22 protein-coding genes are annotated in these 25435 nt (G+C 68.2%); 7 read left to right on the top strand and 15 right to left on the bottom strand.

Annotation, left to right across the window (positions count from 1 at the left end):
* The coding region (locus LDQ05_RS14940; protein ID WP_226437739.1) for a helix-turn-helix transcriptional regulator at positions 1-682 on the bottom strand (682 nt) is incomplete at its 3' end.
* A 162-nt stretch (positions 683-844) separates the two neighbouring features.
* Here LDQ05_RS14940 and LDQ05_RS14935 point away from each other — a divergent pair.
* Positions 845-1558: an MTB12 C-terminal domain-containing protein gene (locus LDQ05_RS14935; protein WP_226437738.1), complete on the top strand. Its 714-nt coding sequence runs from the start codon at positions 845-847 to the stop codon at positions 1556-1558.
* On the opposite strand, the gene LDQ05_RS14930 is transcribed toward LDQ05_RS14935, so the two are convergent.
* Entirely contained in the window at positions 1521-2336 is an 816-nt protein-coding gene (locus LDQ05_RS14930; RefSeq protein WP_226437737.1) for an ABC transporter permease, read from the bottom strand. The genes LDQ05_RS14935 and LDQ05_RS14930 overlap by 38 nt on opposite strands.
* Before the next feature lie 5 nt (positions 2337-2341).
* Positions 2342-3370 carry an ABC transporter substrate-binding protein gene (locus LDQ05_RS14925; protein WP_226437736.1) on the bottom strand — a complete coding sequence of 343 codons (1029 nt, stop codon included), beginning with the start codon at positions 3368-3370 and terminating at the stop codon, positions 2342-2344.
* On the opposite strand from LDQ05_RS14925, the gene LDQ05_RS14920 reads away from it, so the two are divergent.
* Genes LDQ05_RS14920 through LDQ05_RS14910 form a run of 3 tightly spaced genes read left to right on the top strand, consistent with a single transcriptional unit; the run spans position 3359 to position 5144 of the window.
* The gene (locus LDQ05_RS14920; protein WP_226437735.1) at positions 3359-3970 is read left to right on the top strand and encodes an ATP-binding cassette domain-containing protein; all 612 of its coding nucleotides are present in this window, start codon (positions 3359-3361) and stop codon (positions 3968-3970) included. The two genes, LDQ05_RS14925 and LDQ05_RS14920, sit on opposite strands and share 12 nt — an antisense overlap.
* A 29-nt stretch (positions 3971-3999) precedes the next feature.
* Complete coding sequence (locus LDQ05_RS14915; RefSeq protein ID WP_226437734.1) at positions 4000-4812, top strand: class I SAM-dependent methyltransferase; 813 nt, start codon at positions 4000-4002, stop codon at positions 4810-4812.
* Entirely contained in the window at positions 4812-5144 is a 333-nt protein-coding gene (locus LDQ05_RS14910; RefSeq protein WP_226437733.1) for a cupin domain-containing protein, read from the top strand. Before LDQ05_RS14915 ends, LDQ05_RS14910 begins: the two co-directional genes overlap by 1 nt.
* 122 nt (positions 5145-5266) lie before the next feature.
* Here the strand turns inward: LDQ05_RS14910 and atzF are convergent, their stop codons facing one another.
* From atzF to LDQ05_RS14850, 12 genes are all read right to left on the bottom strand, one after another.
* Positions 5267-6982 (bottom strand): allophanate hydrolase, encoded by a 1716-nt coding sequence (gene atzF, locus LDQ05_RS14905; protein WP_226437732.1) that lies wholly within the window; start codon positions 6980-6982, stop codon positions 5267-5269.
* Positions 6979-10590, bottom strand: a complete 3612-nt coding sequence (uca, locus tag LDQ05_RS14900) for an urea carboxylase (RefSeq protein ID WP_226437731.1) — start codon at positions 10588-10590, stop codon at positions 6979-6981. The genes atzF and uca overlap by 4 nt, the downstream gene beginning before the upstream one ends.
* Before the next feature lie 144 nt (positions 10591-10734).
* Entirely contained in the window at positions 10735-11289 is a 555-nt protein-coding gene (locus LDQ05_RS14895; protein WP_226437730.1) for a carboxymuconolactone decarboxylase family protein, read from the bottom strand.
* 24 nt (positions 11290-11313) lie between these two features.
* Positions 11314-12000 (bottom strand): GntR family transcriptional regulator, encoded by a 687-nt coding sequence (locus tag LDQ05_RS14890; RefSeq protein WP_226437729.1) that lies wholly within the window; start codon positions 11998-12000, stop codon positions 11314-11316.
* Positions 12000-12692, bottom strand: a complete 693-nt coding sequence (urtE, locus tag LDQ05_RS14885; RefSeq protein WP_226437728.1) for an urea ABC transporter ATP-binding subunit UrtE — start codon at positions 12690-12692, stop codon at positions 12000-12002. The genes LDQ05_RS14890 and urtE overlap by 1 nt, the downstream gene beginning before the upstream one ends.
* A gap of 1 nt (position 12693) precedes the next feature.
* Positions 12694-13476, bottom strand: coding sequence for an urea ABC transporter ATP-binding protein UrtD (gene urtD / locus LDQ05_RS14880; RefSeq protein WP_226437727.1), 783 nt, complete (start codon positions 13474-13476; stop codon positions 12694-12696).
* Positions 13473-14654, bottom strand: coding sequence for an urea ABC transporter permease subunit UrtC (gene urtC, locus LDQ05_RS14875; RefSeq protein ID WP_226437726.1), 1182 nt, complete (start codon positions 14652-14654; stop codon positions 13473-13475). Before urtC ends, urtD begins: the two co-directional genes overlap by 4 nt.
* Entirely contained in the window at positions 14654-15538 is an 885-nt protein-coding gene (gene urtB / locus LDQ05_RS14870) for an urea ABC transporter permease subunit UrtB (protein ID WP_226437725.1), read from the bottom strand. Before urtB ends, urtC begins: the two co-directional genes overlap by 1 nt.
* A gap of 27 nt (positions 15539-15565) precedes the next feature.
* Positions 15566-16828: an urea ABC transporter substrate-binding protein gene (urtA, locus tag LDQ05_RS14865; RefSeq protein ID WP_226437724.1), complete on the bottom strand. Its 1263-nt coding sequence runs from the start codon at positions 16826-16828 to the stop codon at positions 15566-15568.
* Positions 16829-17085: 257 nt separating this feature from the next.
* Entirely contained in the window at positions 17086-17487 is a 402-nt protein-coding gene (locus tag LDQ05_RS14860; protein ID WP_226437723.1) for a TIGR03618 family F420-dependent PPOX class oxidoreductase, read from the bottom strand.
* A gap of 23 nt (positions 17488-17510) precedes the next feature.
* On the bottom strand, positions 17511-18923 hold the full coding sequence (ramB, locus tag LDQ05_RS14855; RefSeq protein WP_226437722.1) for an acetate metabolism transcriptional regulator RamB: 1413 nt from the start codon (positions 18921-18923) through the stop codon (positions 17511-17513).
* A 53-nt stretch (positions 18924-18976) separates the two neighbouring features.
* Positions 18977-20275, bottom strand: a complete 1299-nt coding sequence (locus tag LDQ05_RS14850; RefSeq protein ID WP_226437721.1) for a globin domain-containing protein — start codon at positions 20273-20275, stop codon at positions 18977-18979.
* A gap of 390 nt (positions 20276-20665) precedes the next feature.
* Between LDQ05_RS14850 and aceA the strand changes: the two genes are divergently transcribed.
* The 3 genes from aceA (at position 20666) to metE (ending at position 25383) form a co-directional block, all read left to right on the top strand.
* On the top strand, positions 20666-21955 hold the full coding sequence (gene aceA, locus LDQ05_RS14845; protein ID WP_226437720.1) for an isocitrate lyase: 1290 nt from the start codon (positions 20666-20668) through the stop codon (positions 21953-21955).
* A 132-nt stretch (positions 21956-22087) separates the two neighbouring features.
* Positions 22088-22984, top strand: coding sequence for a 3-hydroxybutyryl-CoA dehydrogenase (locus LDQ05_RS14840; RefSeq protein WP_226437719.1), 897 nt, complete (start codon positions 22088-22090; stop codon positions 22982-22984).
* Between the two features lie 107 nt (positions 22985-23091).
* Positions 23092-25383, top strand: a complete 2292-nt coding sequence (gene metE / locus LDQ05_RS14835; protein WP_226437718.1) for a 5-methyltetrahydropteroyltriglutamate--homocysteine S-methyltransferase — start codon at positions 23092-23094, stop codon at positions 25381-25383.
* The last annotated feature ends 52 nt before the right edge of the window (positions 25384-25435 follow it).

Below are 25435 nucleotides of genomic sequence, written 5' to 3'. Positions count from 1 at the left end.
CCGCGGCGACCTGACCGTCGCCGCGGGCTGACGCCGTCTCCGGGGCGGTGGGGTCGCCGGGGTGTAGGACCAGGCGCACCCGGCAGTTGCCGTCGTCCGGGTCGGGACGGACGTCGACGACGTACCGTCGCCCGAGCGTCACGGCGTTGTCGTCCAGTACGCGCTGGATCAGGCCGCGTTGGATGCCGCGGACGACCTCCGGGTAGTTACGGGCGATCTCGACCAGCGGGCACGTGCACAGCGTGATGTCGTGGGTGCCGAATGCGCTGGTGGCCGTCTGTGTCTCGAAGCCGAGCCGGGCGAGTGCATCGATGACGAGTGAGCCCGCGTCGGATGTCGGTTCGGGTTGCAGCCGCAGCAGCGACGCCCAGTCGTCGCCGACCTCGAACGCCTTGAGTTCGCGCTCGGTGGCGTCTCCTCCGATCCGGGCGGCGAACAGTGCGACGAGATCGGTGTACGACGGCTCACGGACGGCGACGTATCCGGTGCGGGGTCGCCCGACGCCGGTGACGGGCATCGGCTGTGCGTGCACGAGCCCCTCGTCGGACAGCCCGGTGAGATGGAATCGGACCGTGGTGACGTGCAGGTCGAGGGTCTCGGCGAGACCGTGCGCGTCGAGCGGTGTCGCGGACTCCCGCAGCAGCGTGAGGATCCGCTCGCGTTGCTTGATCCGGCGTACCAACTCGTCCTCCCGTTCCCGGTCCGTCCGCCTCAGGTGAGGCTCTCCTTATTAAAAGGAGTAAGATCCTCTATAGTCGTCGCCATGTCGACGACTCCTCCGACGTCCACGTTACGACCGGCCCGCCGCGGTCTCGGAACTGTGGCTACCCTTGCCCTGTCCCTGATGGCCGTCGCATCGGTCGTCGTGGCCGTCGCCGCGGTCCTCGTCGCGATCGAGGTGCGCGGGCAGGAACCGCAGGCGGCACCCGACAACACCGCGTCGAACGCTGCGATCCTGGCTGCGCTGCAATCGCTGGCGGCCGATCGGGGTGCCGCGGAAGCACCGGTCGCCGACGGCGCTCCCGCGGGTGAGGAGCCGGCAGCGGGCACCGATGTCCCGGCTGCCGCACCCGGAGCCGCACCGGTCGCCGGATCGGCGCCCGCCCCCGACGGAGCGGCGCCGGAGAGCGGACCCGCGACGCCCACCGCGCAGGCGCCGGCAGCTGAACCCGCCCGATCGGCCCCGTCGGTGCCCGTCCCGTCCGCGGCGGAGCTCACCGGCACCCTGCATTCCGCGGTCGACCCGGCGAACGGCATCGGATACCGGCAGACGTACGTCGAGCGCGGTGAGGAGGCGACCGGAGTGCTCGAACAGATCGGTGGCCGCGCCGGCACCATGCTGCAGGTGGTCAAGCCCCGCGTGATCGATCCGATCGACATGGACGGCAACACGGCATCGGGACGGCTGCAGGTCACGTTCGCCGGTGCCCCCGGCCCCGAAACCCCGCTGCGCTTGACGTTCGTGTACCTCGACGGCATGTGGAAGCTGTCGGCGCGCAGCGTGTGCGATGTGGCGTCGTTCAACGGATTCTCGTGCCCTTCGGGATACGTCCGCTAGCGGCGCGCTCGCTCGGATTGAACAGGGCGGTCCATCTCTTGACCACCACACGGATCGCGACGTCGACGACGAGCGCGCACGCGATGATCGCGAGCGTCCACGCGAACAGTTCCGGCGTCTGCAGCAGCGTGCGGGTCTGCTGGATGGACGCGCCGACCCCGTCCGGCGCCGACAGCAACTCGGCCATCACCGCGACCCGCACCGAACCCGACGCGACCGCACCGGTCGCGGCGACGATCGGCGGCAGCACCGACGGCGCGATCACGAAGGCGAACCGTCGCGGACGGCTCAACTGCAGACCCGTCGCCAGTTCCAGCAGGTGCGGATCCACGGATCGCAATGCCGACGTGGTCGCGGCCGCGATGAGCGGCACCATCACCGTGGCGCAGACGACGATCGTGATGGTGGGGTCGCTACCCATCCACAGAACCAGGCACACGATCAGCACGATCGGCGGGAGTCCCTGCAGGATCGCCCGAAGCGGCGCGAGCAGGCCGTCGGCGAACGACGAGACCGTCGCCGCCCAGCCGATGACGATGCCCACGACGAGCGCGACGAGGGTCGCGACGGTCGCGCGACCCAGCGTGATCGCCAGTTCCGTCACCAGTGAACCGTCGGCGAGGATCTCCCACAGCGCGTCGAGCGTGCGTGCCGGGCTCGGCATCACGGCGGGGGACTGATCCAGTGACAGCCACTGCCACGCGCCCAGCAGCGCGACCACGCACAGCACCGAGCCCAGCACGTACCGCGGTGACCGGCCCGGCAGGAAACGCGTCATCGCCGTCACGACCCCGCGTAGAAGCCGTCGGCGGGCAGTTCACCACCGATGGAGTCCGGAACGGAATCGAGCAGCGAGCGGTACAGCAGTTCGGTGTCGGCCCGGCCCTCGGCGGCCGGCAGGTAGGTGGGGCGCAGGCCCGGCAGGACCTTCCCCACGACGTCCGCGGGGATGGGCACCACGTCGGCGATCTCGACGGCACCGGTGGTCGGGTCGGAGACCACGCCGATCACCGAGCCGAGCAGGTTCGTCTGGAGGGCGTCGACGAGATCCGGGTACTGCCGGGCGATCTCACCGCGCATCACGAAACCGGCGAACGGCAACGCCGTCGCGCCGATCTGCTCGTTCCACAGGTCCTGCATACTCTGCGCCTTGACGATGTCGCCGGTGGCGCCGGCGACGACCGTCGCGAGATGCTCGGGCAGCACCGCGTACTCCATGCTCCCCGAGGTCAGGCCCGTGGCGATGTCGAGGGGCGTGGGGTGGTACTCCAGCCGCACGTCGGCGTCGGGTCCCTCGAATGTCATTCCGGCGCTGCCGAGGACCTGCTGGGTGACCAGATCGATGATGTCGTTCCGGAACGGGATGTGCACGGTCTTGCCGCGCAGGTCGTCCAGGCTCGTGCCCTCCGGGCCCATGAGGTACACGATGTTGCCGCTGACCGTACCGACGAGCTCGAGGTCGATACCCTGGGCGCAGAGATTGGCGGCGATGTTGATCGGCATCGCCGCGACGTCGTACCGGCCGGCGATGAAGTTGGTGCGCAGTTCCTCGGGGGTGCTCGCCGTGCCGATCTCGATGGCGTCGACGTCGAGTCCGTCGAGGTCCGTCAACGGCGCGGCCATCGCGATGTTGTTCGCGACACCCACGTTCAGCGACGACGGGAGCCCCTGCTGCACCTCGCCGGCCGCACTGCCGGTCCCGCACGTGGCGGTGTCGTCGGACGTTCCGCACGCAGAGAGCGCGGCCGCGGCCGTCAACGACAGGGCCACCACGAGTGGCCGGATTCTCGAGGGGAGAAGATGACGATTCACAGTGATCCTTCGGTCGTACTCGACGGGGTCCGGGTGTCCCGCGGGGGCAGGACGATCGTGGAGGACGTCTCGCTGCGGCTCCACGCCGGCGAGATCCTCGTGATCCTGGGCGAATCCGGGCTGGGCAAGACCACGGTGCTGCACACCGCCGCGGGGCTGCTCGAGCCGGACGCCGGAATCGTCACCCGCAACGTGGAACGGCAGGGGATCCTGTTCCAGGAGGCGCGGCTCCTGCCGTGGATGTCGGTGGGGCGCAACATCCGGATCGCCGCACCAGGTCGCGGTGTGTGGTCGTCGGCGAACGGGCCCGAGGTGGACGAGGCACTCGACGAGGTGGGTCTGCGTGACGTCGCCCATCTCCCGCCGTTCCGGCTGTCGGGCGGCATGCAGCGACGCGCCGCGCTCGCCCGCGCACTGTTCCCCCGGCCGCAGGTCGTGTTCGCGGACGAACCGTTCGCCCACCTGGATTCGCAGTCGGCGAAGACCGTCGGGCTCGCGCTCGGACGCGCCGCCGCCGAGGGTGCCGCCGTGCTGGTGACCGCACACGAGATCACCGAGGTTTTCACCACCATGGGAATTTACCGTACATTATTCCTCTAAAATAGGTAGAACGTGAGAAGGGGCTCCATATGACCGACAAGAACCAGACCGGCGACGCCCTGCCGCTGTCCGGCCGCGACACCGCTCACCTGCCGGGACACTGGCTGCTCGCGCGCCTCGGCAAGCGGGTACTGCGGCCCGGCGGCAAGGAACTGACCGAGCGGATGCTCGCCGACGCGAAGCTGCGGGGCGCCGACGTCGTGGAGTTCGCGCCCGGACTGGGGCGGACCGCTCAGAACATCGTTGCGGCCGCGCCCAAGAGCTACGTGGGTGTCGAAGCAGACGACAGTGCAGCAGAACTCACCCGGAAGGCCATCGCCGGAGCGGGCACCGTCGTCAGCGGGGAGGCGTCGAAGACGGGACTCGACGACGAATGCGCCGACGTCGTCGTCGGCGAAGCCATGCTCACGATGCAGACCGACAAGCACAAGGCCGAGATCGTCCGTGAAGCGCTGCGCGTGCTGCGGCCCGGTGGTCGCTACGCCATTCACGAACTGGCCATCGAACCCGACGAGGTCGAGGATCGGGTCAAGACCGACATCCGCCAGTCGCTGGCGCGTTCGATCAAGGTCAATGCACGTCCGCTCACCGCAGCAGAATGGCGAGACCTGTTCGTCGAGTGTGGATTCGAGGTCGAGACCATCGGCTTCGCGCCGATGGCGCTGCTCGAGCCCCAGCGCATCCTCGCCGACGAGGGTCTCGTCGGGACGGCGAAGTTCGTCTTCAACGTGATCCGTGACGGCGACGCCCGCGCGCGGGTGCTGCAGATGCGCTCGACCTTCACCACGTACAAGAAGAATCTCGTCGCCATCGAGATCATCGCGAAGAAGAAGGCGGCCTGATGTCGACGGACACGAGCGGTGGCGTTCTCACCGTCATCGAGGGGCTCACCGAACTCGACCTGCAGGACGGCGACTCGCCCCGCATCCGCAAACTCGCTTCCGGGAACGGAGCGACGGTGGTGCGCATCGCCTTCCGCGCAGGCCAGTCGATGGCCGACCACTGTGCGGCCGCCCCGATCCTCGTCGCGGGAACGGTCGGTGAAGTGACCTTCACGACCGCCGAGCGGTCGGTTGCCCTCGCGCCGGGCACGGCGGTGCACGTCGACGCGGGTGTCGTCCACAATCTGGTCGCCGTCGTCGACTCCGTGGTGATGCTCACGATCCTGCGCTGATCCCGGCCCGCCCGGCCCCCCGGCCCCCGCCGGGGTGAGCGAGTGGTACACCCGATCGAATCAATCGAGCGGACGATACATTCGCTCGGCCCGCCGGAGGCGGGACGGGGGAGGGGGCGGCGTCACGACTGCCGGTACGCGACCCAGCCGCCGTGTTCGGTGATGTCGGTCGCGTCGGCGACGACATCGTTCGTGCAGCCGAACCCGACGACGTGCCTGCCGTCGGACAGTTCGACGCTCGTGAGGGTCATCGGCGCGGGCAACTGCGCGAGGAACCGTCCGAGTCCGGCCTCGGACACCCGGAACACCTCACCGACGATCGGGGCACCCGCGCCCGGTCCGTGCCGGACGAGTCCGGGCTTCGGTGGGGTGGTGTTCAACGCGACCAGGCGGTACGCGTCGCTGGTGTGGACGGTCTCGACGAACCGAGCCCCGAGTTCCTCGAGTTGGAAGTGCAGGGCCTGGCCGCGCAGATGCGCACCGAACACGGCCAGTTCCACTCCGGCACCGACGAAGTCGGGGGAGGGGGCTCCGGTCAGGTGCGCGGCCACGTCGACGGCGATCTGGTCGGCGAACGCGGGGGCCACCACCGTGATGCCGAACGGCGCGCCCGACTCGGTGGGTCGCGCGGGAACGGCGACGGCGCACAGATCGAGCAGGTTGCAGAAGTTCGTGTAGGTGCCCATCCTGCGGTTGATCGCCACCGGATCCGCCTGCACCTCCGCGATCGTCGGATGCTCGGTGGTGGTGGGCAGCAGCAGAGCGTCCACGTCGGCGAGTAGTTCACGGGCGCGGGCGCGGGCGTGGACCAGCGCGTCGAGGTCGGCGACCAGTTCGTGTGCCGCAGGTGCTTTCGCTGCTGCGACGATCGCCGCGACCGTCGGATCTGCGCCGGCGCGGGGCACCGCGAGGAACTCACCGACCGCGGCGTACCGTTCGGCGACCACCGCACCGTCGTACAGCAGGGTCGCGGCGTCGAGCAACGCCGAGATGTCGACCGTAGCGATCCGGACCCCCGACTCCTGCGCATCGCGCACCGCCGCGTCGAACGCGGTGCGGTACTGCGGGCACAGTGCCGTCAGGTCCTCCGGACGCGGAACGGCCACGCGGACCGTCGACCCCGTGGAGAGCCGCACATCGGCGGGCCACGGGCGACTGCGCGGATCACGAGGTTCGGGTCCGGCCATGACCGCCGTTGCGGTGGCGGCCACTTCGAGCGACGCCGCGAACACGGTGAGGCAGTCGTAGTCGACACATGCGGGTACCACACCGTGGGTGGGGATCACCCCGATCGTCGCCTTGATCCCGACGATCCCGTTGAGCGCGGCGGGGACGCGGCCCGAACCGGCGGTGTCGGTGCCGAGTCCGATGTCGGCGATGCCGAGCGCCACCGCGACCGCCGACCCGGAACTCGACCCGCCGGAGACCAGGGCGGGGTCCCACGAGCAGCGCACCGCCCCGTACGGGCTGCGTGTCCCGACCAGCCCGGTCGCGAACTGGTCGAGGTTCGTCTTTCCGAGGACGACGGCGCCGGCGTCGACGAGTCGTGCGACGCCTGCCGCGGTCACCTCGGGGGTGTAGGCGAACTCGGGGCATGCCGCGGTCGTCGGCAGGCCCGCGACATCCACATTGTCCTTCACGGCGACGACGAGACCGGCGAGCGGAAGGTGATCCCCGGCAGCGATGCGGGCGTCGACGGCAGCGGCGTCGGCGAGCAGCGCGGCACGGTCGCGGAGGGTGATCCACACCTCCGGCCGATCCACCTCGGCGATACGGTCGAGCGCACGCAGGACGCGGTCGGTCGCGACAGTTGCGGTGGTGAGGACATCACTGGTCATTGCGTCGGTCCGATCACGAGGAGGGGGCTGCCCGGCGCGACCTTGGCGCCGGGCGCGACGAGCACTTTCAGAACGATTCCGGCCTGTCCGACGCGGACGGGCATCTCGAGTTTCATCGCTTCGAGGATCACCGCGGCGTCGCCGTCGTCGACGATCTCGCCCTCCTCGACATCGACACGCCACACGTTGCCGACGACGGATGCCTCGACGACGACGCATCCGTCCGGAAGACCGGAGAGTACGTCCTCGGCGGGCGAAGTGATCTCCGCGGGGAGAGAGTCGACGCGGTCGAATTCCCCCGCATCCCGCCATGCCTGTCGTTCCCGAGCGAACGCCGAGGACTGCCGGGCGTCGAAGTCCGCGATCGAGTCGGCGTTGTCGCCGAGGAACCGCAGGTGGTCGGCGAGCGCGAAGGTTCCGTCCTCGATGTCGGCGTCGAAGCGGCCGGCCCGCGACGCCGCGCGGTATTCGAGAAGCTGGTCGGGCGTCACGGGTTCCCACACGATGCGGTCGAAGAACCGGAACAGCCACGGCGTGCCGTCCTCGAACGGTGGGGCCTGCCGGTAGCCCGACCAGATCGGCACGGTGCGTCCGACGAGTTGGTAGCCGCCGGGCGACTCCATCCCGTACACGCACAGGTATTTTCCGCCGATGCCCACCGCGTCCGACGGAGTCCACGTGCGCGCGGGATTGTATTTGGTGGTCACGAGCCGGTGCCGAGGGTCGAGTGGAACCGCGAGCGGCGCACCGAGATACACGTCGCCGAGGCCGAGAACGAGGTATTCGGCGTCGAACACGGTGTCGCGCACCGCTTCGACGGAGTCGAGCCCGTTGATGCGGCGGATGAACTCGGTGTTCGACGGCAGCCACGGCGCCTCGTCGCGGACACCGCTGCGATACCGGGAGATCGCCTCGGTGATCGATGGGTCGTCGAACGACAGCGGAAGGCGCACAGTGCGACTCGGAACCACCAGGTCGTGCGTGGCGGGCAGTTCCGTTTCGATGTCCTGCAGCACCCCCAGAAGCCGGTACCGGGGCAGAACGTCGGGATCGAAGTGGATGTGCAGTGATCGGACCCCGGGGGTGACGTCGACGATGCCGGGAAGTCCGGTCGCCGCGAGCGCCTCGGACAGTGCGTGCACCCGCATCCGCAGCCCCAGATCGAGCACCATGTCGCCGTATTCGACGAGGATGTTGTCGTCGCCACCGCGTAGATAGGCGACCTCGGGTCGGTCGAGGAACGATGCGATGCCGCCGAGCCGCCCGCCGTCCGACGCGCCCGGACGGTCGACGGGTGGCACATCGACACCACGAACTGCACTGTCGCGCAGTGTGATCGCGGATTCGTCGGTGACCGGTACGAACCTCACGGCGTCACCCGGGCGGATCTGGCCGAGCTTCCACCGGTGACCGGACACGACGGTGAGCGGACACGCGAATCCGCCGAGGCTGGGTCCGTCCGGTCCCAGCAGGATCGGGGTGTCTCCCGAGACGTTGAGGGCGCCGACGCTGTACGGATTGTCGTGCAGGTTCGACGGATGCAGTCCGGCGTCACCGCCGTCGGTGCGTGACCACACCGGTTTCGGCCCGTCGAGCCGGATGCCGGTGCGGTTGGCATGGGTCTGGACGGTCCAGGTGGTGTCGTAGAACCGCCGCATGTCGGCGGCGGTGAAATATGCCGGAGCCGGCTGCGGCCCCTCCGTCACCGCGAGATGCCACGTGTGGGTGAACTCCGGGCGATGCGCGGGCGGCACGGGTCCGGGCGCCGTGTGCTCTGCGCCGCAACGGATACCGAGCACATCTCCTCCGGCGAGGGCACGCCCGGTGACGCCGCCGAATCCGCCGAGCGTGAACGTCGAGGCGCTGCCGTGGTACAGCGGTGCATCCAACCCGCCCCGCACTGCGAGGTAGGTGCGCAGGCCCGCGTCGACGGGGGTGCCGATGTCGAGCACGGCACCGGCCGGTACCTCGATCGGCTCCCACATCGGCACGGTGACGCCGTCGAGCGTCACCTCGGTGGGTGCGCCCGTCACGCACACGGTCGAGGCTGCGGAGAACGTGAGGCTCGGCCCCTCCAGGGTGCATTCGAGTCCGGGCGCGCCCGCGGTGTTGCCGACCGCGAGGTTCGCCGCGCGGAACGACAGGTCGTCCATCGGCCCGGACGGGGGAATCCCGACGTTCCACAACCCGATCCGGCCGGGGTGATCCTGGATCGTGGTCATCGTGCCGGCGCGCAGCACGTCGATGCGGTGCGCGGTCGCCGGGACCGCCGCCAACGTCGCCGTCGTGTGCGTGGCGGCGAGCACCTCCGGTTGCGTGCAGGCACGCCGCACCTGCGCGAGGTTGGTCGGCACGCCGTACAGGTGGGTGTCGTCGAGGGCGTCGGCGAGCGCCGCGAACGCGGTACGTCGGGTTTCGCCGTGCACGACGACCTTCGCGATCATCGGGTCGTAGTACGGGCTCACCTCCGTGCCGGTGTCCACCCACGTCTCGACACGGGTGTGGGCGGGGAACTCGACGTGGGTGAGCAGTCCCGGGCCGGGGCGATGGTCGCGGCCGGGATCCTCCGCGTAGACGCGCGCTTCCACGGCGTGACCGGTGATAGGCGGCCCCTCGTCGGGGACGTCGTCGAGCAGGGTGTGTTCGCCGCCGGCGAGCCGCAGCATCCAGCCGACGAGATCGACTCCCGTCACCTCCTCGGTGACCGGATGCTCCACCTGGAGTCGGGTGTTCATCTCGAGGAACGACGCCTCACCCCGCACCGTGTCGTACACGAACTCGACGGTCCCGGCCGAGCGGTAGTCCACCGACGACGCGAGGGCCCGCGCGGATGCGAGCACCTGCCGGGTGATCGCGTCGGGCAGGTTCGGTGCCGGTGCCTCCTCGACGACCTTCTGGTTGCGCCGCTGCAGCGAACAGTCTCGGGTGCCCAGGCTGACGGTGCGGCCGCGACCGTCGCCGAACACCTGCACCTCGATGTGCCGCGCGTGCGCGACGAACCGTTCGAGGAAGACACCGCTGGAGGAGAAGTTCGCCGATGCGAGACGCAGCACCCGTTCGTACGCGTCCCGCAGGTCGGCGGGTGAATGGCAGGCCTGCATCCCGATGCCGCCACCTCCACCGACCGCTTTGAGCATCACCGGATAGCCGATGGCCTCGGCCGCGGTGAGTGCCTCGTCGACGGAGGTGAGCAGATCGCTGCCGGGGACGAGCGGGACACCGACGGCGCGGGCGGCCTCGCGGGCGGTGTGCTTGTCGCCGAACACCCGCAGTTGCTCGGGGGTGGGTCCGACGAAGACGATTCCGGCGGCCTCGCACGCCGCGGCGAACTCGGCGTTCTCGGAGAGGAAACCGTACCCGGGGTGGATCGCGCCGGCACCGGTGGTGAGGGCGGCGTCGATGACGAGATCGGCGCGCAGATAGGACTCTGCGGCGGCAGCAGGCCCGAGTCGCACCGCGACGTCGGCGAGTTCGACGTGCATGGCCGACGCGTCCGCATCGGAATACACGGCGACGGTCTTGAGGCCCAGAGAATGGGCGGAACGCATGATCCGACACGCGATCTCGCCACGATTGGCGATGAGGAGGGTATCGAAACCGGATGCCACGGCAGACTCCTTCGGATGGACGGCTGGTGGCGGGAACGTCGCGGCCCCGGCGTGCCCTGCGGGCGCTGTATCCGTTCCTGTCGACACCGCTGTATACGCTAGGGAGCGGCTGTTTCCATCCGGTTTCGTGCGGTAAAGCTCCGGTTAGGAGAAGCTCTCACCGCCACCGTCGAAGTCACGTTCGAGCCGCAGCGTCCCGATCGTGGTGGCGAGTCCGTCGTATTGTGTGACGAGCAGGCAGAATTCGATGAGACGACGGTCGTCGAAGAACGTCGAGAGCAGTAGCCACGTCTCGTCGGACAGGTCCTTCGCGGTGACCAGCTCGTCGACCGCGGTCAGCATCGCACGCTGCTTGCCGGTCAGACCGGGATCGGAGGGTCCGGCGACGATGCGGGCACGGACCTCGTCGGTGATCCCCGCCCGACGCCCGAGTCGGGTGTGATGGTCGAACTCGTAGTCGCAGCCGCGGAGGAACGCGACCCGCAGGATCACCGTCTCGGCATCGAACCGGCTCAATCGGCCGAACGGCATGAGCATGCCCGAGAAATGCAACCAGCCGCGGAACAACCGGCCCGTCCGCCCCAACGTGGAGAACAGGTGCGCGTCCGGGGTGCCCGACGCGAAGGACAGAGCCTTCCACGCCACCCAGTTGATCGGGCCGAGTTCCTTCAGACGTCCCGGTGGGATTCGAGGTGCCATGGCCGCCAGTGTCGCACGGCCGGATCAGTCGCGGACCGCCTGCGCGAGACGCGCCAGCGTGCGGGCCTCCTCGGCGCGGCGGATCACCACCGCGCGGGACGTGTCGATGTGATCGAGCAGCACCGAGTGTGCGTCCTCGAGCCTGCCGTCCAACAGCAACTCGGCGACGCTGATGTGTTCCGCCACGGTCGCGGCCATCCGGTCCGGCGTCAGATAGTCGAACATGCGCACCGGCCGTACCTTCGCGTTGACGGCCGCCAGCGACTCGCACAGCGCGGCGTTGCCCGAGGAAGCGAGCACCACGAGGTGGAACTGTTCGTCCAGGACCACGAAGCCGGCGTCCGGTTCGGGAAGGTCGGCGCGGCGTGCGTACCAGCGTTCGAGTTCGGGGCCGAGCAGATCCGGGTCGTGCCGGACGGCCGGGTCGTCCATCGCGCGGCGGATCCCGTGCGTCTCCAGAAGAATCCGCAGTTCGTACAGGTCGGCGAGGTCGTCGAAACGCGGCCGGTACGGGAACAGGCCGCTCTCGCGTCGTTCGACGAGTCCGTCGGAGACCAGACGGGCGAGTGCCTCCCGAACGGGGGTGCGTGACACCTCGTACAGGGCGGCCAGCCGTTCCTCGCCGAGCCGCTCGTCGGGCCCGAGGCGACCGGACATGAGATCGTCGCGCAGTGCCCGGTAGACGCGGTCGCGGTGGGTTCCGGTCGCCATCAGATCGCCATCGCCGCGCGGACGGTGTCGGCGGAGTCGGCACCGCCGACACCGGTGGACGTCACCCGCCCGGACTCGACGACGTAATACCGCTCGGCGGCGTCCAGCGCGAACCCGATGTGCTGTTCGACGAGCAGCACACCGAGATTCCCGCCGCGAGTGAGCTCGAGGATCGTGTTCTCGATCTCGGCGACCACGGACGGCTGGATCCCCTCGGTGGGTTCGTCCAGGATCAGCATGCGCGGCTGCGTGATCAGGGCCCGCGCTATCGCGAGTTGCTGTCGTTGGCCACCCGACAGCAGGCCGGCGCGTCGGTCCAGGAGGGGAACGAGCGCGGGGAACAGATCGAGCATGTCGGCGATCAGTTTCCGGCCTCCCCGCCGGCCGTCCGCGACCACCTGCAGGTTCTCCGCGCACGTGAGCTGCCCGAACGACTGCTGACCCTGCGGCACGTACGCCAGGCCCCGTGCGACCCGGGCGGACGGGCGCAGCGCACCGATGTCCTCGCCGTCGAAGAGGATGCGGCCGGAGGTGACGGGCAGCAATCCGACGGCGGCGCGCAGCAGTGTGGTCTTGCCGGCTCCGTTGTGGCCGACGACCGCGGCCACTCCGTCGCGCGGCACCTCGAGGTCGATTCCGTGGATGATCTCGGTACGCCCGTATCCGGTGCGTACGCCGACGAGTTCGAGCATCTCAGGCCTCCTGCTCTGTCGCCGCGGATCCGAGGTAGACCTCCTGGACCTGCGGATCGTTCTGGACTTCCGCGACGGTTCCGTCGGCGATGACCCTGCCGCGGGCCAGCACCGTCACCGAGGTGGCGAACGCGCGCATGAAATCCATGTCGTGTTCGACGACGACGACGGTCCGTTCCGCCCCGATGCGGCGGAGCAACCAGCCCGTCTCCTCGCGTTCCTCGCCGCTCATACCCGCGACCGGTTCGTCGAGCAGCAGCACGTCGGCGTCCTGTACGAGCAGCATCCCGATCTCGAGCCATTGTTTCTGTCCGTGTGCGAGGATCCCGGCGGGGGTGTCGCGGTGGGCTGTCAAACCGATCGTCTCGAGGGCTTCCTCGATCTCGGGGAGGACGTGTTTGCGGCGGCGCAGCAACTCCCACGGCGACCGGCCGGCACCGGCGGCGATGTCGAGGTTCTGGAGGACCGACAGATCCTCGAACACGGACGCGGTCTGGAAGGTGCGGCCGACGCCGTGTCGGGCGATGCGATGCGTTTTCATGCCGAGCAGTTCGACACCCGACTTGGTGACGGACCCGGTGGCGGGGACGAGCCCCGTCACGGCGTCGACCAGCGTGGTCTTGCCGGCGCCGTTGGGCCCGATGAGGAACCGCAGATCGCCTTGCAGCAGGGTCAGGTCCACACCGTCGACGGCGGTGAATCCGTCGAACGTGACGCGTAGGTCGCGGATCTCGAGGTATTCGCTGGACATTCCGGCGTTGCCGCCGAAGGCGGGTGAGGTCATCGTGCCGGCTCCATCTCGGGTTCTGGGTCGGATTCGGGGTCCGGGTCGGATTCGGGTTCGGAGTCGCGTTCGGACCCGGACGCGGTGGTCCTCGCAGCGGGTGCGCCGCCCCGATCGTCGTCGCGGCGGCGTCGCAGTGCCGCGAGCCCGGCGAGCCCGGCGGGGAAGAACCCGATCACGACGATGAACAACAGGCCCTGCGCGTAGGTCCAGGCAGAGGGGAAGCTCTCCGACAGCGCGGTCTGCGCCCACGCGACCCCGATCGCGCCGAGCACCGGGCCGAGCAGCGTGGTGCGGCCACCGATCGCCACGCCGATCAGGAACGCGATGGACGGGACGATGCCGACGTCGGCGGGGGAGATGATGCCGACGATCGGGACGAACATCGCGCCTGCGATACCGGCGAACAGTGCGGCGACGGCGTACGCGACCACCTTGATCGTCGCCGGGTCGTACCCGAGGAACCGGACGCGTTCCTCCTGGTCGCGGACCGCGACGAGCAGCTCGCCGTACCGGGACCGCATGAGTTGTCGTGTTGCCGCGACGACGAGCAGCAGGATCGCGGCGACGATGAAGAACAGCATGCGGCGGTTGACGGGATCGGACAGGTCGTATCCGAAGAACGCGCGGAACCTGTTGAGCCCGTTGGATCCGCCTGTGCTCTGCTGGCCGATGAGCAGGATCGCGAAGGCCGCGGCGAGGGCCTGCGAGAGGATCGCGAAGTACGCGCCCTTCACACGACGTTTGAACACCCCGAGTCCGAGCAGCACGGCGATCAGCGGCGGAACCACCAGGATCGCGGCGATCGTCACGAGGGGGGAGGCGAAGGGCACCCAGTAGGCGGGTAGCTCCCGGATGCCGGCGATCTGCATGAAATCCGGGACGGTGTCGCCGCGCAGGTGCGCATCGGAGATCTTCAGGTGCATCGCCATCATGTAGGCACCGAGCCCGAAGAACACACCCTGCCCGAGGGTGAGCATCCCGCCGCGTCCCCAGGCCAGCCCGATCCCGGCGGCCACGATCGCGAAACACAGGAACTTGCCGAGCAGACCGAGACGGAAGTCCGACAGCACGGCGGGTGCGACACCGAACAGCAGCACGGCGGCGACAGCGAATCCCGCAGCGGTGCGTACCGGTCCGGGACGGGTGAGCGCGCGCGGTACGAAGGTCGTCGACATCAGACCAGACTCCTTGTCTTGACGGCGAACAGGCCCTGCGGTCGGACCTGGAGGAAGATCACGATGAGCACGAACACGATCACCTTCGCGATCGACGCCGTGGTCGAGTACTCGATGAACGAGTTCAGCAGGCCCAGTGCCAGCGCCGCGATGACGGCACCCTCGATGCGGCCGAGACCACCGATGACGACGACGAGGAACGCGTCGATGAGATAGGACTGGCCGATGGTGGGGCTCGTCGAACCGATGAGGGTGAGCGCGACACCGGCCAGCCCGGCGAGGCCGGAACCGAGGAAGAACGTCGTCACGTCGGTGCGGCGTGACGAGATGCCCACCGTCTCGGCGAGATCCCGGTTCTGCACGACCGCGCGGATCCGACGACCCATCGACGTGTACTTCATCGTGCAGATCAGCACGATCACGCATGCCACGGCGAGCGCGAGAATGAACAGGCGGGTCTTCGGGACGACCGCGCCCGCGATCTCCACACCACCGGAGAGCCATTCGGGTGCGACGACGTTGACGGCCGGTGCGCCGAAGATGTCCCGGGCGGCCTGCTGGAGCAGCAGGCCCACCCCGAACGTGACGAGCAGGGTGTCGAGCGGGCGGTGGTACATGCGGCGGATGAGGGTGACCTCGAGCAGGACACCCAGCGCACCGCCGACGAGGAAACCGACGAACAGCGACACGAACAACGACAGTCCCGCGGACGAGACCACCTGCTGCACCACGAACGCGGTGTAGCTGCCGGCCATGATGAATTCGCCGTGGGCCATGTTGATCACGCCCATCTGGCCGAACGTCAACGACAGCCCGAGCGCTGCCAGTAGCAGGATCGATCCTATACTGAGACCGGTGAACAACTGTCCTGCAACGATATCCATGTCGATCCTCCTCGTCGGCGGTACGGATCAGTTCCCGGACAGCGAAGCGGCCCAGTCGTACGTCTCGAGGTAGGGGTCGGGGTCGATGGCGCCGTCGGACTCCCACACGGTGTAGATCAGCCCGTCGCTGCGGATCTCACCGATGCGCGCGGTCTTGGTGATGTGGTGGTTGTCGCCGTCGATGGTGACGGTCCCTTCGGGGGCGTCGAAGCTGACGCCGTCGGCGGCGGCCTGTACGTCGTCGACGGCGAACGATCCTGCCTTCTCGACGGTGTTCTTCCACAGGTACACCGAGGTGTACGCGGCCTCCATCGGATCCGAGGTGGGTTTGTCGGCCCCGTACCTCGCCTTGTACGCCTCGACGAACGAGGTGTTCTCGGGTGACTCGACCGTCTGGTAGTAGTTCCAGGCCGTGAGCTGCCCTTCGATGTTCTGCGCGCCGATGCCGACCACTTCCTCCTCGGCGATGGACACCGACACGACGGGCATGTCCTGTGCGGTCAGGCCCGCGTTGGTGTACTCGCGGAAGAACGCGACGTTGGAATCACCGTTGAGAGTGTTGAAGACGGCGTCGGCGTCGGCGGTGCGCACCTTGTTGACGATCGTGGAGAAGTCCGTCGATCCGAGTGGGGTGTAGTCCTCGCCGCGGATCTCGATGCCGTTGGCGTCGGCGTAGGCGCGGATGATCCGGTTGGCGGTCTGCGGGAAGACGTAGTCGCTGCCGACCAGGTAGATCGACCTGACGCCCTGTTCCTTCAGGTAGTCCAGGGCGGGCACGATCTGCTGGTTGGTGGTCGCGCCGGTGTAGAAGATGTTCGACGACGACTCGAGTCCCTCGTACTGGACGGGGTAGTACAGCAGTGCGTCGCGGTCCTCGAACACCGGCAGCATGGCTTTGCGACTCGACGACGTCCATCCGCCGAACACCGCGGCGACGCAGTCGGAACTGATGAGCTTCTCGGCCTTCTCTGCGAACACGGTGGGCTCGGAGGCGCCGTCCTCGGCGACGATCTCGATCTGCTTGCCGAGCACACCGCCGTCGGCGTTGATCTCCTCGACGGCCAGCGCGATCGAGTCGCGCACGGTGACCTCGGAGATCGCCATCGTTCCGGACAGCGAGTTCAGCGAGCCCACCTTGACGGTGTCGCCGGACGTGTCGAGGCACGATGCCGAACCGGCGGTGCCGGCGTCGGTGGACTCGCCCGCCTTGCTTCCGCACGCGGTGAGGGTGAGCCCGACGGCGACGAGCGCGGCGGCGCTCGTCGCGAATCTGGACCTGGCAACTGTCATGGAGGTGTCCTTCGTCGAAGCGGGGACCGGCGGAACCGGCGTATGCGGCCTGCGTATACAGCGCTGTATCCGTGGACCCACACGATAGGGGGATCGTGTTGCGCCGGAATATCTCTCGATGACAGTTCCGTGACGTGGATTACCTGGGTGTTACGACCTGCTCACAGCGTTCCCGCGGTCGTATCCGTCTCCCGCGGCTGCAGTTGCGGCGAAGGGAAACGAACGCGTCCGCGGGAACGGATCGGGCACGCGGATGGTCAGCCGCGGTCGAGGACCGAGCCCATCACCCGCTCGACGGAGATCTCGATGACGACACGTCGCGGGTTGACCTTCGGCTCCCGGTAGCGGGCCGCATACCGCCGTTCTCCCTCGACGACGGCGTCGCGATCGCGGGCGACCCGCGCGGGACCCTCCATCGTGAGCCAGCGCCCACCGTCCACCTGGGAGACGACGGCATAGCCGCCGCGGTCGACATTGAGGGTCTTCTGCGAACCCTCGAACGTGATGACGCGGGCGAGGCGGGTACCGGGGTCCCACGTGAAGCCGACGGCGACGACGTGCGGCGTGCCGCCGGCGCGCAGCGTCGTCAAGGTGGCGAGGTGGTACTCGGAGAGGAACTCGAGGGCCTTGTCGCCGAGGGCGTCGGTGGTGTGTGCCATGCGGCGAGCGTACTTGTCGGAGGTCAGCGCACCAGATACGGAGAAACCGAGCTGCGGTGCTCGTTGATGTCGATGTCCTTGCCGAGGGGCGGGAACGCGCGCTGCGGACAGTTCATCCGTTCGCACACCCGGCAACCCGAGCCGATGGGGGTTCCGGGATTCGACTCGTCGAGGTCGAGTCCGTCCGCGTACACGAGCCGGTGCGCGTGGCGCAGTTCGCAGCCGAGCCCGATCGCGAACGTCTTCGACGGTTGTCCGTAGCGGGCGGCGCGGCGCTCGACGGTGCGGGCCACCCACAGGTAGCGGCGGCCGTCGGGCATCTGGGCGATCTGCGTCATGATCTTGCCGGGGTACGCGAACGTCTCGTACACGTTCCACAGCGGGCAGGTGCCGCCGCTCGTGGAGAAGTGGAATCCGGTTGCGGACTGCCGTTTCGACATGTTTCCGGCGCGGTCGACGCGCACGAACGAGAACGGGACGCCGCGCAGTTTGGGCCGCTGCAGGGTGGACAGGCGGTGGGCGATCGTTTCGTAGCTCTGCCCGTAGAAGGCCGACAACCGCTCGACGTCGTACCGGAAGTCCTCCGCGATCTCGTGGAACTGCGAGTAGGGGAGGATCAGGGCGGCCGCGAAGTAGTTGGCCAGGCCGAGCCGTGCCAACGACCGCGACGCGTCGCTGGTGAAGGGACCCTCGGCGACCAGCCGATCGATCAGGTCGCTGCATTCGAGGTAGGCGAGTTCGGTGGCGAGCTTGAACACCTGTTGTCCACCCGACAGCTGAGGGGCGATCTCCAGGACCCGGGTGTCCGGGTCGTAGCGGTGCAGGACGTTCTCGCCGAGGTCGATGCGTTTGACGATCTGGACGTCGTGTATCGCCGACATCCGCTTCGCGATCTCGCCTCCCACGTCGCCGCGGTGGAAGCGGATCCGGTTGGCGAGTTCCTCGGCGGCGGTGTCGAGATCGTGGAGGTAGTTCTGCCGCTGGTAGAAGTAGTCGCGGACCTCCTCGTGCGGCATGGTGATCGCGCCGGAGCCGCTGCCGTCGCTGTAGCGATCCTCGGTCGCGGCGGCCAACTGCGCGGTGGTGTTGCGGAAGCGGCGGTGCATGTTCACCATCGCCCGTGCCAGGCCGGGGTGAGCCGCCACCATCTCGGCGATCTCCTGGGCGTCCGAGTCGATCCCCATCTCCTTGTCGAGGGCGACCTCCCGCATCTCTGCGATGAGGCGGGTGTCGTCCTGCGACGAGAAGAACGTGGTGTCGACTCCGAAGACCTCGCTGATGCGCAGCAGCACGGGGACGGTCAGCGGCCGGACGTCGTGTTCGATCTGGTTGAGGTAGCTCGCGGAGATCTCGAGGGTCTTCGCGAGGGCGGCTTGGCTGAGTCCACGCTCGGTGCGCAATTGGCGCAACCGGGCGCCGACGTAGGTCTTGGCCATTCGACCAGCGTAGGGCCGTGAGCCGGTCTTTGCAATGTGCGATTCGCAGCTTGTTAAGGGGTGGGTTGGGGCTCGGGTTCGAGGCCCAGCCACGAGCCCGGTGCGAATGCCTCGTAGTGAATCGAGCGTGCCGGGAGTCCGGACTCGACGAGCTCGTTGCGGATCGCCCGCATGAAGTCGACCGGACCGCACACGTACGTCTGCGAACGCGGGTCCAGCGTGACTCCGCTGAGCGGGTTGCGTCCGTCCTCGCGGATGCCGTCGAAGTCGGTGTAGCGCACGTGCAGTCGCGCGTGGGGCATGTCCGCGACCAGCTTGCTGAACTGGACCCGCCGGACGTGCTCGTACGGCGAGTGCTCGACGTGCAGCACCGTGATCCTCCGGGTGGGATCGTGTACGGCCAGGTGCTGGAGCGCGGCGATGGAGTTGGTGATCCCGATCCCGGCGGAGACGAGCAGCAGCGGCGCGTCGCTGCCGTCGACGACGAGTCCGCCGAACGGGAGCGAGACCGACAATCGGTGACCGGTGGCGACCTGGTCGACGAGCACGGGCGACACGAGCCCGCCGCTGACGCGTTTGACGGACAGCGACCACTCCCCGGGGACACGTCCGCGAACCACGGTGTACTGGCGGATCTGCTCCGTTCCGTCCCGGAATCGGATGCGGACCGAGATGTACTGCCCGGGGAGGAAGCCGGGAAGGGGGGAGCCGTCGACCGAGCGGAGGAACAACGTGGTGGCGTGGGCGCCGTCGTACTCGCGGTCGGCGACGACGACCGGGCGCCACACGTCTCCGGGGGAGACCCCGGAATTCTCGTACAGGAGGGTCTCCTGCTCCACGAGCGTGTTCGCCATGAGGGTGTAGACCTCGTTCCAGGCCTCGGCGACCTCGGGTGTGACGGCGGATCCGAGGACTTCGACGATCGCCGCGAAGAGGTGGGTTCGCACCACCTCGTACTGGGCGGCCTGGACGCCGAGCGAGGCGTGTTTGGCGGCGATGCGGGCCATGATCGGCGTGATGTCCTGGGGGGCGTGGGAGACGAGCAGCGTCGCAAAGGCCGCGACGGAACTGGCCAGCGCCTCCTGCTGCGACTTGTTCTGCTGGTTCGTGCGGTTGAACAGGTTGGTGCCGAGTTCGGGTACTGCGGCGAAGAGCCTGAGGTAGAAGCGCTCGGAGATCTCGCCGATGTGGGCACCGACAACGGGCAGGGTGGCCTCGACGGTCGAGCGCGATCGCGGGGAGAGAATGGCGACTCCTTCGGGTCCGGGCGGATGACGCCGTCGCCGAGGACGCGCAGCACGACGCAGCCGGCCCCGACCCGGTCGTCGCGCACATCGTAAGGCCGCCCACATCCCGGATGGTCACCGGATGTCCGCTCGGTGGACCGCTGCGGGTATGAGAGCTGTCACAGACGGGTCCGCGCGTGTCTCCGCTCGGGCGCTCACACGGTGTGAGGGTGTCGACTGCGGTGGGGCGAGGGTCGTGAGGGGAAAAGTCGAGGTCACCACTACCGGCCGGTAACCGGAATTGTCCGATACCGAGTCGTTGGGCGGGCCATCGATTCGCAACATTTGCAAAGCGATCGGCAAAACTAGCCGATATTGGCATTTGCAACAGGTAGACGGCATTTTTTGGTTGTGTCATTGTCGTGGTGTACATCCGAACGGCCACGCAAGGATGTGAAGTAGTACGGATGTACTGCTGATCACCCGAGTGGAGCAGATCTAGAGAGTGGAGCTTTGATGTCGACCACCGGCACCCCGAGGACCGCTGAGGAAATCCAGAAGGATTGGGACACCAATCCCCGCTGGAAGGGCGTCACCCGCAACTACACCGCGGAGCAGGTCGTCAAGCTGCAGGGCAGCGTTGTCGAGGAGGCCACCCTCGCCCGCCGCGGTTCCGAGATCCTCTGGGATCTCGTGAACAACGAGGACTACATCAACTCGCTCGGTGCGCTCACCGGCAACCAGGCGGTCCAGCAGGTCCGCGCCGGCCTGAAGGCCATCTACCTGTCCGGTTGGCAGGTCGCCGGCGACGCCAACCTGTCCGGCCACACCTACCCCGACCAGTCGCTGTACCCGGCGAACTCGGTTCCGCAGGTCGTGCGCCGCATCAACAACGCGCTGCTGCGCGCCGACGAGATCGCCAAGGTCGAGGGCGACACCTCCGTCGACAACTGGCTCGCTCCGATCGTCGCCGACGGTGAGGCCGGCTTCGGTGGCGCCCTCAACGTCTACGAGCTGCAGAAGGCCATGATCGCGGCCGGCGTCGCCGGTTCGCACTGGGAGGACCAGCTCGCGTCGGAGAAGAAGTGCGGCCACCTCGGTGGCAAGGTGCTCATCCCCACCCAGCAGCACATCCGCACCCTGACCTCGGCTCGCCTCGCGGCCGACGTCGCGGACGTCCCCACGGTCGTCATCGCGCGCACCGACGCCGAGGCCGCCACGCTGCTGACCTCCGACGTCGACGAGCGTGACCGCCCGTTCCTCGACGGCACCCGCACCGCCGAGGGCTTCTACGGCATCAAGAACGGCATCGAGCCCTGCATCGCCCGTGCCAAGGCCTACGCTCCGTACGCCGACCTGATCTGGATGGAGACCGGCGTGCCGGATCTCGAGGTCGCCAAGAAGTTCTCCGAGGCCGTCCGCAGCGAGTTCCCCGACCAGCTGCTCGCCTACAACTGCTCCCCGTCCTTCAACTGGAAGGCGCACCTGGACGACGCGACCATCGCGAAGTTCCAGAAGGAGCTCGGCGCGATGGGCTTCAAGTTCCAGTTCATCACCCTCGCCGGCTTCCACTCGCTCAACTACGGCATGTTCGACCTGGCGCACGGCTACGCTCGCGAGGGCATGACCGCCTTCGTCGACCTGCAGGAGCGCGAGTTCAAGGCTGCCGCCGAGCGTGGCTTCACCGCCATCAAGCACCAGCGTGAGGTCGGTGCCGGCTACTTCGACTCGATCGCCACCACGGTCGACCCGAACACCTCCACGGCTGCCCTGAAGGGCTCCACCGAGGAAGGCCAGTTCCACTAGGAACACGCCCTCCCCGAGACCCACCCCGTGGCGGGAACCGATTCGGTCCCCGGAACCCGCCACGGGGTGCGCGTGCATCAGGCACCGGTCTCCCCGACGATCTCCACCCCCACACAACGAGAAGGAGCTGACGTGACCAGCGAAAAGATTCAGCGCGTCGGCGTGATCGGCGCCGGGATCATGGGCGCAGGTATCGCCGAGGTGTGCGCACGCGCTCATGTCGACGTACTGGTGTTCGAGCAGACCCGCGAGCTCGCGGCAGCCGGACGTGCCCGCATCCTCCGGTCCCTCGACCGAGGTGTGAGCACCGGCAAGATCACCGAGCGCGAACGGGAACAGGCGGCCTGGCGGCTGCGGTTCACCTCCGACCTCGGCGATTTCGCGGATCGGCAGCTCGTGGTGGAGGCCGTCGTCGAGGACGAGAAGATCAAGGGCGAGATCTTCGCCGAACTCGACAAGATCGTCACCGACCCGAACGCCGTGCTCGCGTCCAACACGTCGTCGATCCCGATCATGAAGCTCGGCATCGCGACGTCTGCACCCGAGCGGGTCATCGGCATGCACTTCTTCAACCCTGTGCCGGTGCTGCCGCTCGTGGAACTGGTGACCACCCTCAAGACGAGCCCCGCCGTCTCGGAACGCGCGGAGGCCTTCGCGAGCCAGATTCTCGGCAAGCAGGTCGTCCGGTCGTCCGATCGGGCCGGGTTCATCGCGAACGCGTTGCTGGTGCCGTACCTGCTGTCGGCGATCCGGATGGTCGAGTCCGGGTTCGCCACCAAGGAGGACATCGACAAGGCGATGGTGCTCGGCTGCGCCCACCCGATGGGCCCCCTCGCACTCACCGACCTCGTCGGCCTCGACACCGTCAAGTCGATCGCCGACTCGATGTACGAGGAGTTCAAGGAGCCGCTGTACTCGGCGCCTCCGCTCTTGCTCCGCATGGTCGAGGCCGGACTCGTCGGCAAGAAGTCGGGCGCCGGCTTCTACGAATACGCCGACAATGGTCGTGCCGCCAAGAAGGTCAGCTAGTCAGGTAGCACCAACCGCACTTCGGCGCCCGTGCCCCGACGGCAGTGTCCCCGCACTGACCGTCGGTGCGCGGGCGCGAAGTGCATGAGGGAAAGGTCGATTCCGACATGGCAACCACTGCCTCCGGGTACGGATCCAGCATCCTCGGGTACCCCCGCATCGGACCCCGCCGTGAACTCAAGCGTGCTCTCGAGGCCTACTGGCACGGCGAAGGCACACGCGAGGAACTGGTCACCGTCGCCCGCGAACTCCAGGAGAACACCTGGCGGGAACTGGGCGCGACGGGCCTGACACAGGTGCCCGGCAACACGTTCTCCTACTACGACCACGTGCTCGACAACGCACTGCTGTTCGGTGCGATCCCCGAACGGTTCCGCCGGTTGGTCGACGAACTCGACCCGCTCGACTTCTACTTCACGATGTGCCGCGGGCGCGAGGACTTCCCGCCGCTCGAGCTCGTGCGCTGGTTCGGCAGCAACTACTACTACCGACAGCCCGAACTCGACGAGAACACCGCCTTCGAACTGCACTCGGAGGCGCTGCTCGACGAGTTCGAACGCGCCAAGGCCGAGGGCGTCGAACTGCGTCCCGTGGTGCTCGGCCCCGTGTCGCTGCTGTTGCTGTCGAAGGTCGCGAAGACCAGCACCCGGGACGGCTTCCGCACCCTCGACCTGCTCGACTCACTGCTCCCGGCCTACGAGAAGCTGTTCGAGCAGCTCGCGCGGGCGGGCGCCACCTGCGTGCAGCTCGACGAGCCGTCGTTCACCGAGGATCGCAGCGCCGAGGAACTCGACGCGTTGAAACGCGCCTACGACACACTCGCGCACGCCCCGCTGCGGCCGCGCATCCTGGTCACCGGACCGTACGGGCATCTGGGCGAGGCGCTGCCGATCCTCGCCGCCTCGAAGGTCGAGGCCATCGGCCTCGACCTGGTCAACGGCCGGATCACCGCGGACGAGCTCGCCGCCGTGCCGGGTCTCAAGCGCAAGCGCATCTACGCCGGCGTCATCGACGGACGCAACGTGTGGAAGGCCGACCGGCACCGCACCCTCGAATACCTGAACTCGATCACGGCGGTCGCGCCCGACCTCGTCGTGTCGACCTCGTGTTCGCTGCTGCACGTGCCCTACGACGTGCTCGTCGAGTACGACATCCCCGGAGACGTCGCGGACCGACTCGCGTTCGCGAAGCAGAAGGTGGGGGAGGTCGTCTCCCTGGCCAAGGCACTGACCACGGGTGCGGAGGAACGCTGGCGTAAACCGCCCGTGTCGGTGCACTTCAAGCAGAAGCACACGGTGCGGGCACGGCTCAACGCCGTCACCGCCGCGCATCGAGTGCGTGCACCCTACGACGAGCGCCGCGAGGCACAGCAGCAGCGTCTGAACCTGCCGCCGGTGCCCGCCACCACGCTGGGGTCGTTCCCGCAGACCCCGGAGATCCGGAAGGCCCGCTACGACCTCGGTCAGGGCCGGCTGTCGTACGACGAGTACGTCAAGCGGATCCAGGAGGAGATCGAGGCGACCATCCGGTTGCAGGAGGACATCGGCCTCGACGTCCTCGTGCACGGCGAGCACGAACGCAACGACATGGTGCAGTACTTCGCCGAACTGATGGAAGGCTTCGCCACCACCCACTTCGGTTGGGTGCAGGCGTACGGCTCGCGGTGCACTCGGCCACCGATCCTGTACGGCGACATCGTGCGGCCGAAGCCGATGACGGTCGAGTGGATCGCGTTCGCGCAGTCGCTGACGGACAAGCCGGTCAAGGGCATGCTCACCGGACCGGTGACGATGCTGGCCCGGTCCTATGTGCGTCAGGACCAGCCGTTGCACGAGACGGCCGATCAACTTGCGTTGGCGATCCGCGACGAGATCGCCGATCTCGAGCGGGCGGGTATCGCCATCATCCAGGTCGACGAACCCGCGATCCGTGACCTGCTGCCGCTGCGTCAGGACGGCCGCTCGGAGTACCTGGACTGGGCGGTCGACGCGTTCCGCCTCGCGACGGGCGGCGCGAAACCCGAGACCCAGATCCACACACACCTGACGTACTCGGGTCAGACGTCGGTCGTCTCGGCCATCGAACGGCTCGATGCGGACGTCACGGCGATCGTCGCGACCCGGTCGATCCGCTGGGTGCTCGAAGCCATCAAGGACCGCGCGCTGTCGCACGGTGTCGGGCCCGGTGTGTACGAATCGCGTTCGGCACGCATCCCCGACATCGACGAACTCGACGACCTGCTGTCGGAGGCCGCCGAGTCCGTCGACCTCGATCGACTGTGGGCCAACCCGGACGGCGGGCTCAAGACCCGCCACCGCTGGCAGCTCGAGCCGTCGTTGCGCAACCTCGTCGCGGCGGCACGACGCCTGCGGCGCCGAGGAGCGACCCTGCCGGACTGACGGCCACCGCTCCGGCCGGACCGACGGCCGTCTCCAGCGACGACGCGCACCC

It is taken from the genome of Rhodococcus yananensis (genome assembly GCF_020515525.1).
GTDB lineage: Bacteria > Actinomycetota > Actinomycetes > Mycobacteriales > Mycobacteriaceae > Rhodococcus > Rhodococcus yananensis.
Note: the sequence above shows the minus strand (reverse complement) of the source record. Positions and strands in the feature narration are given on the sequence as shown.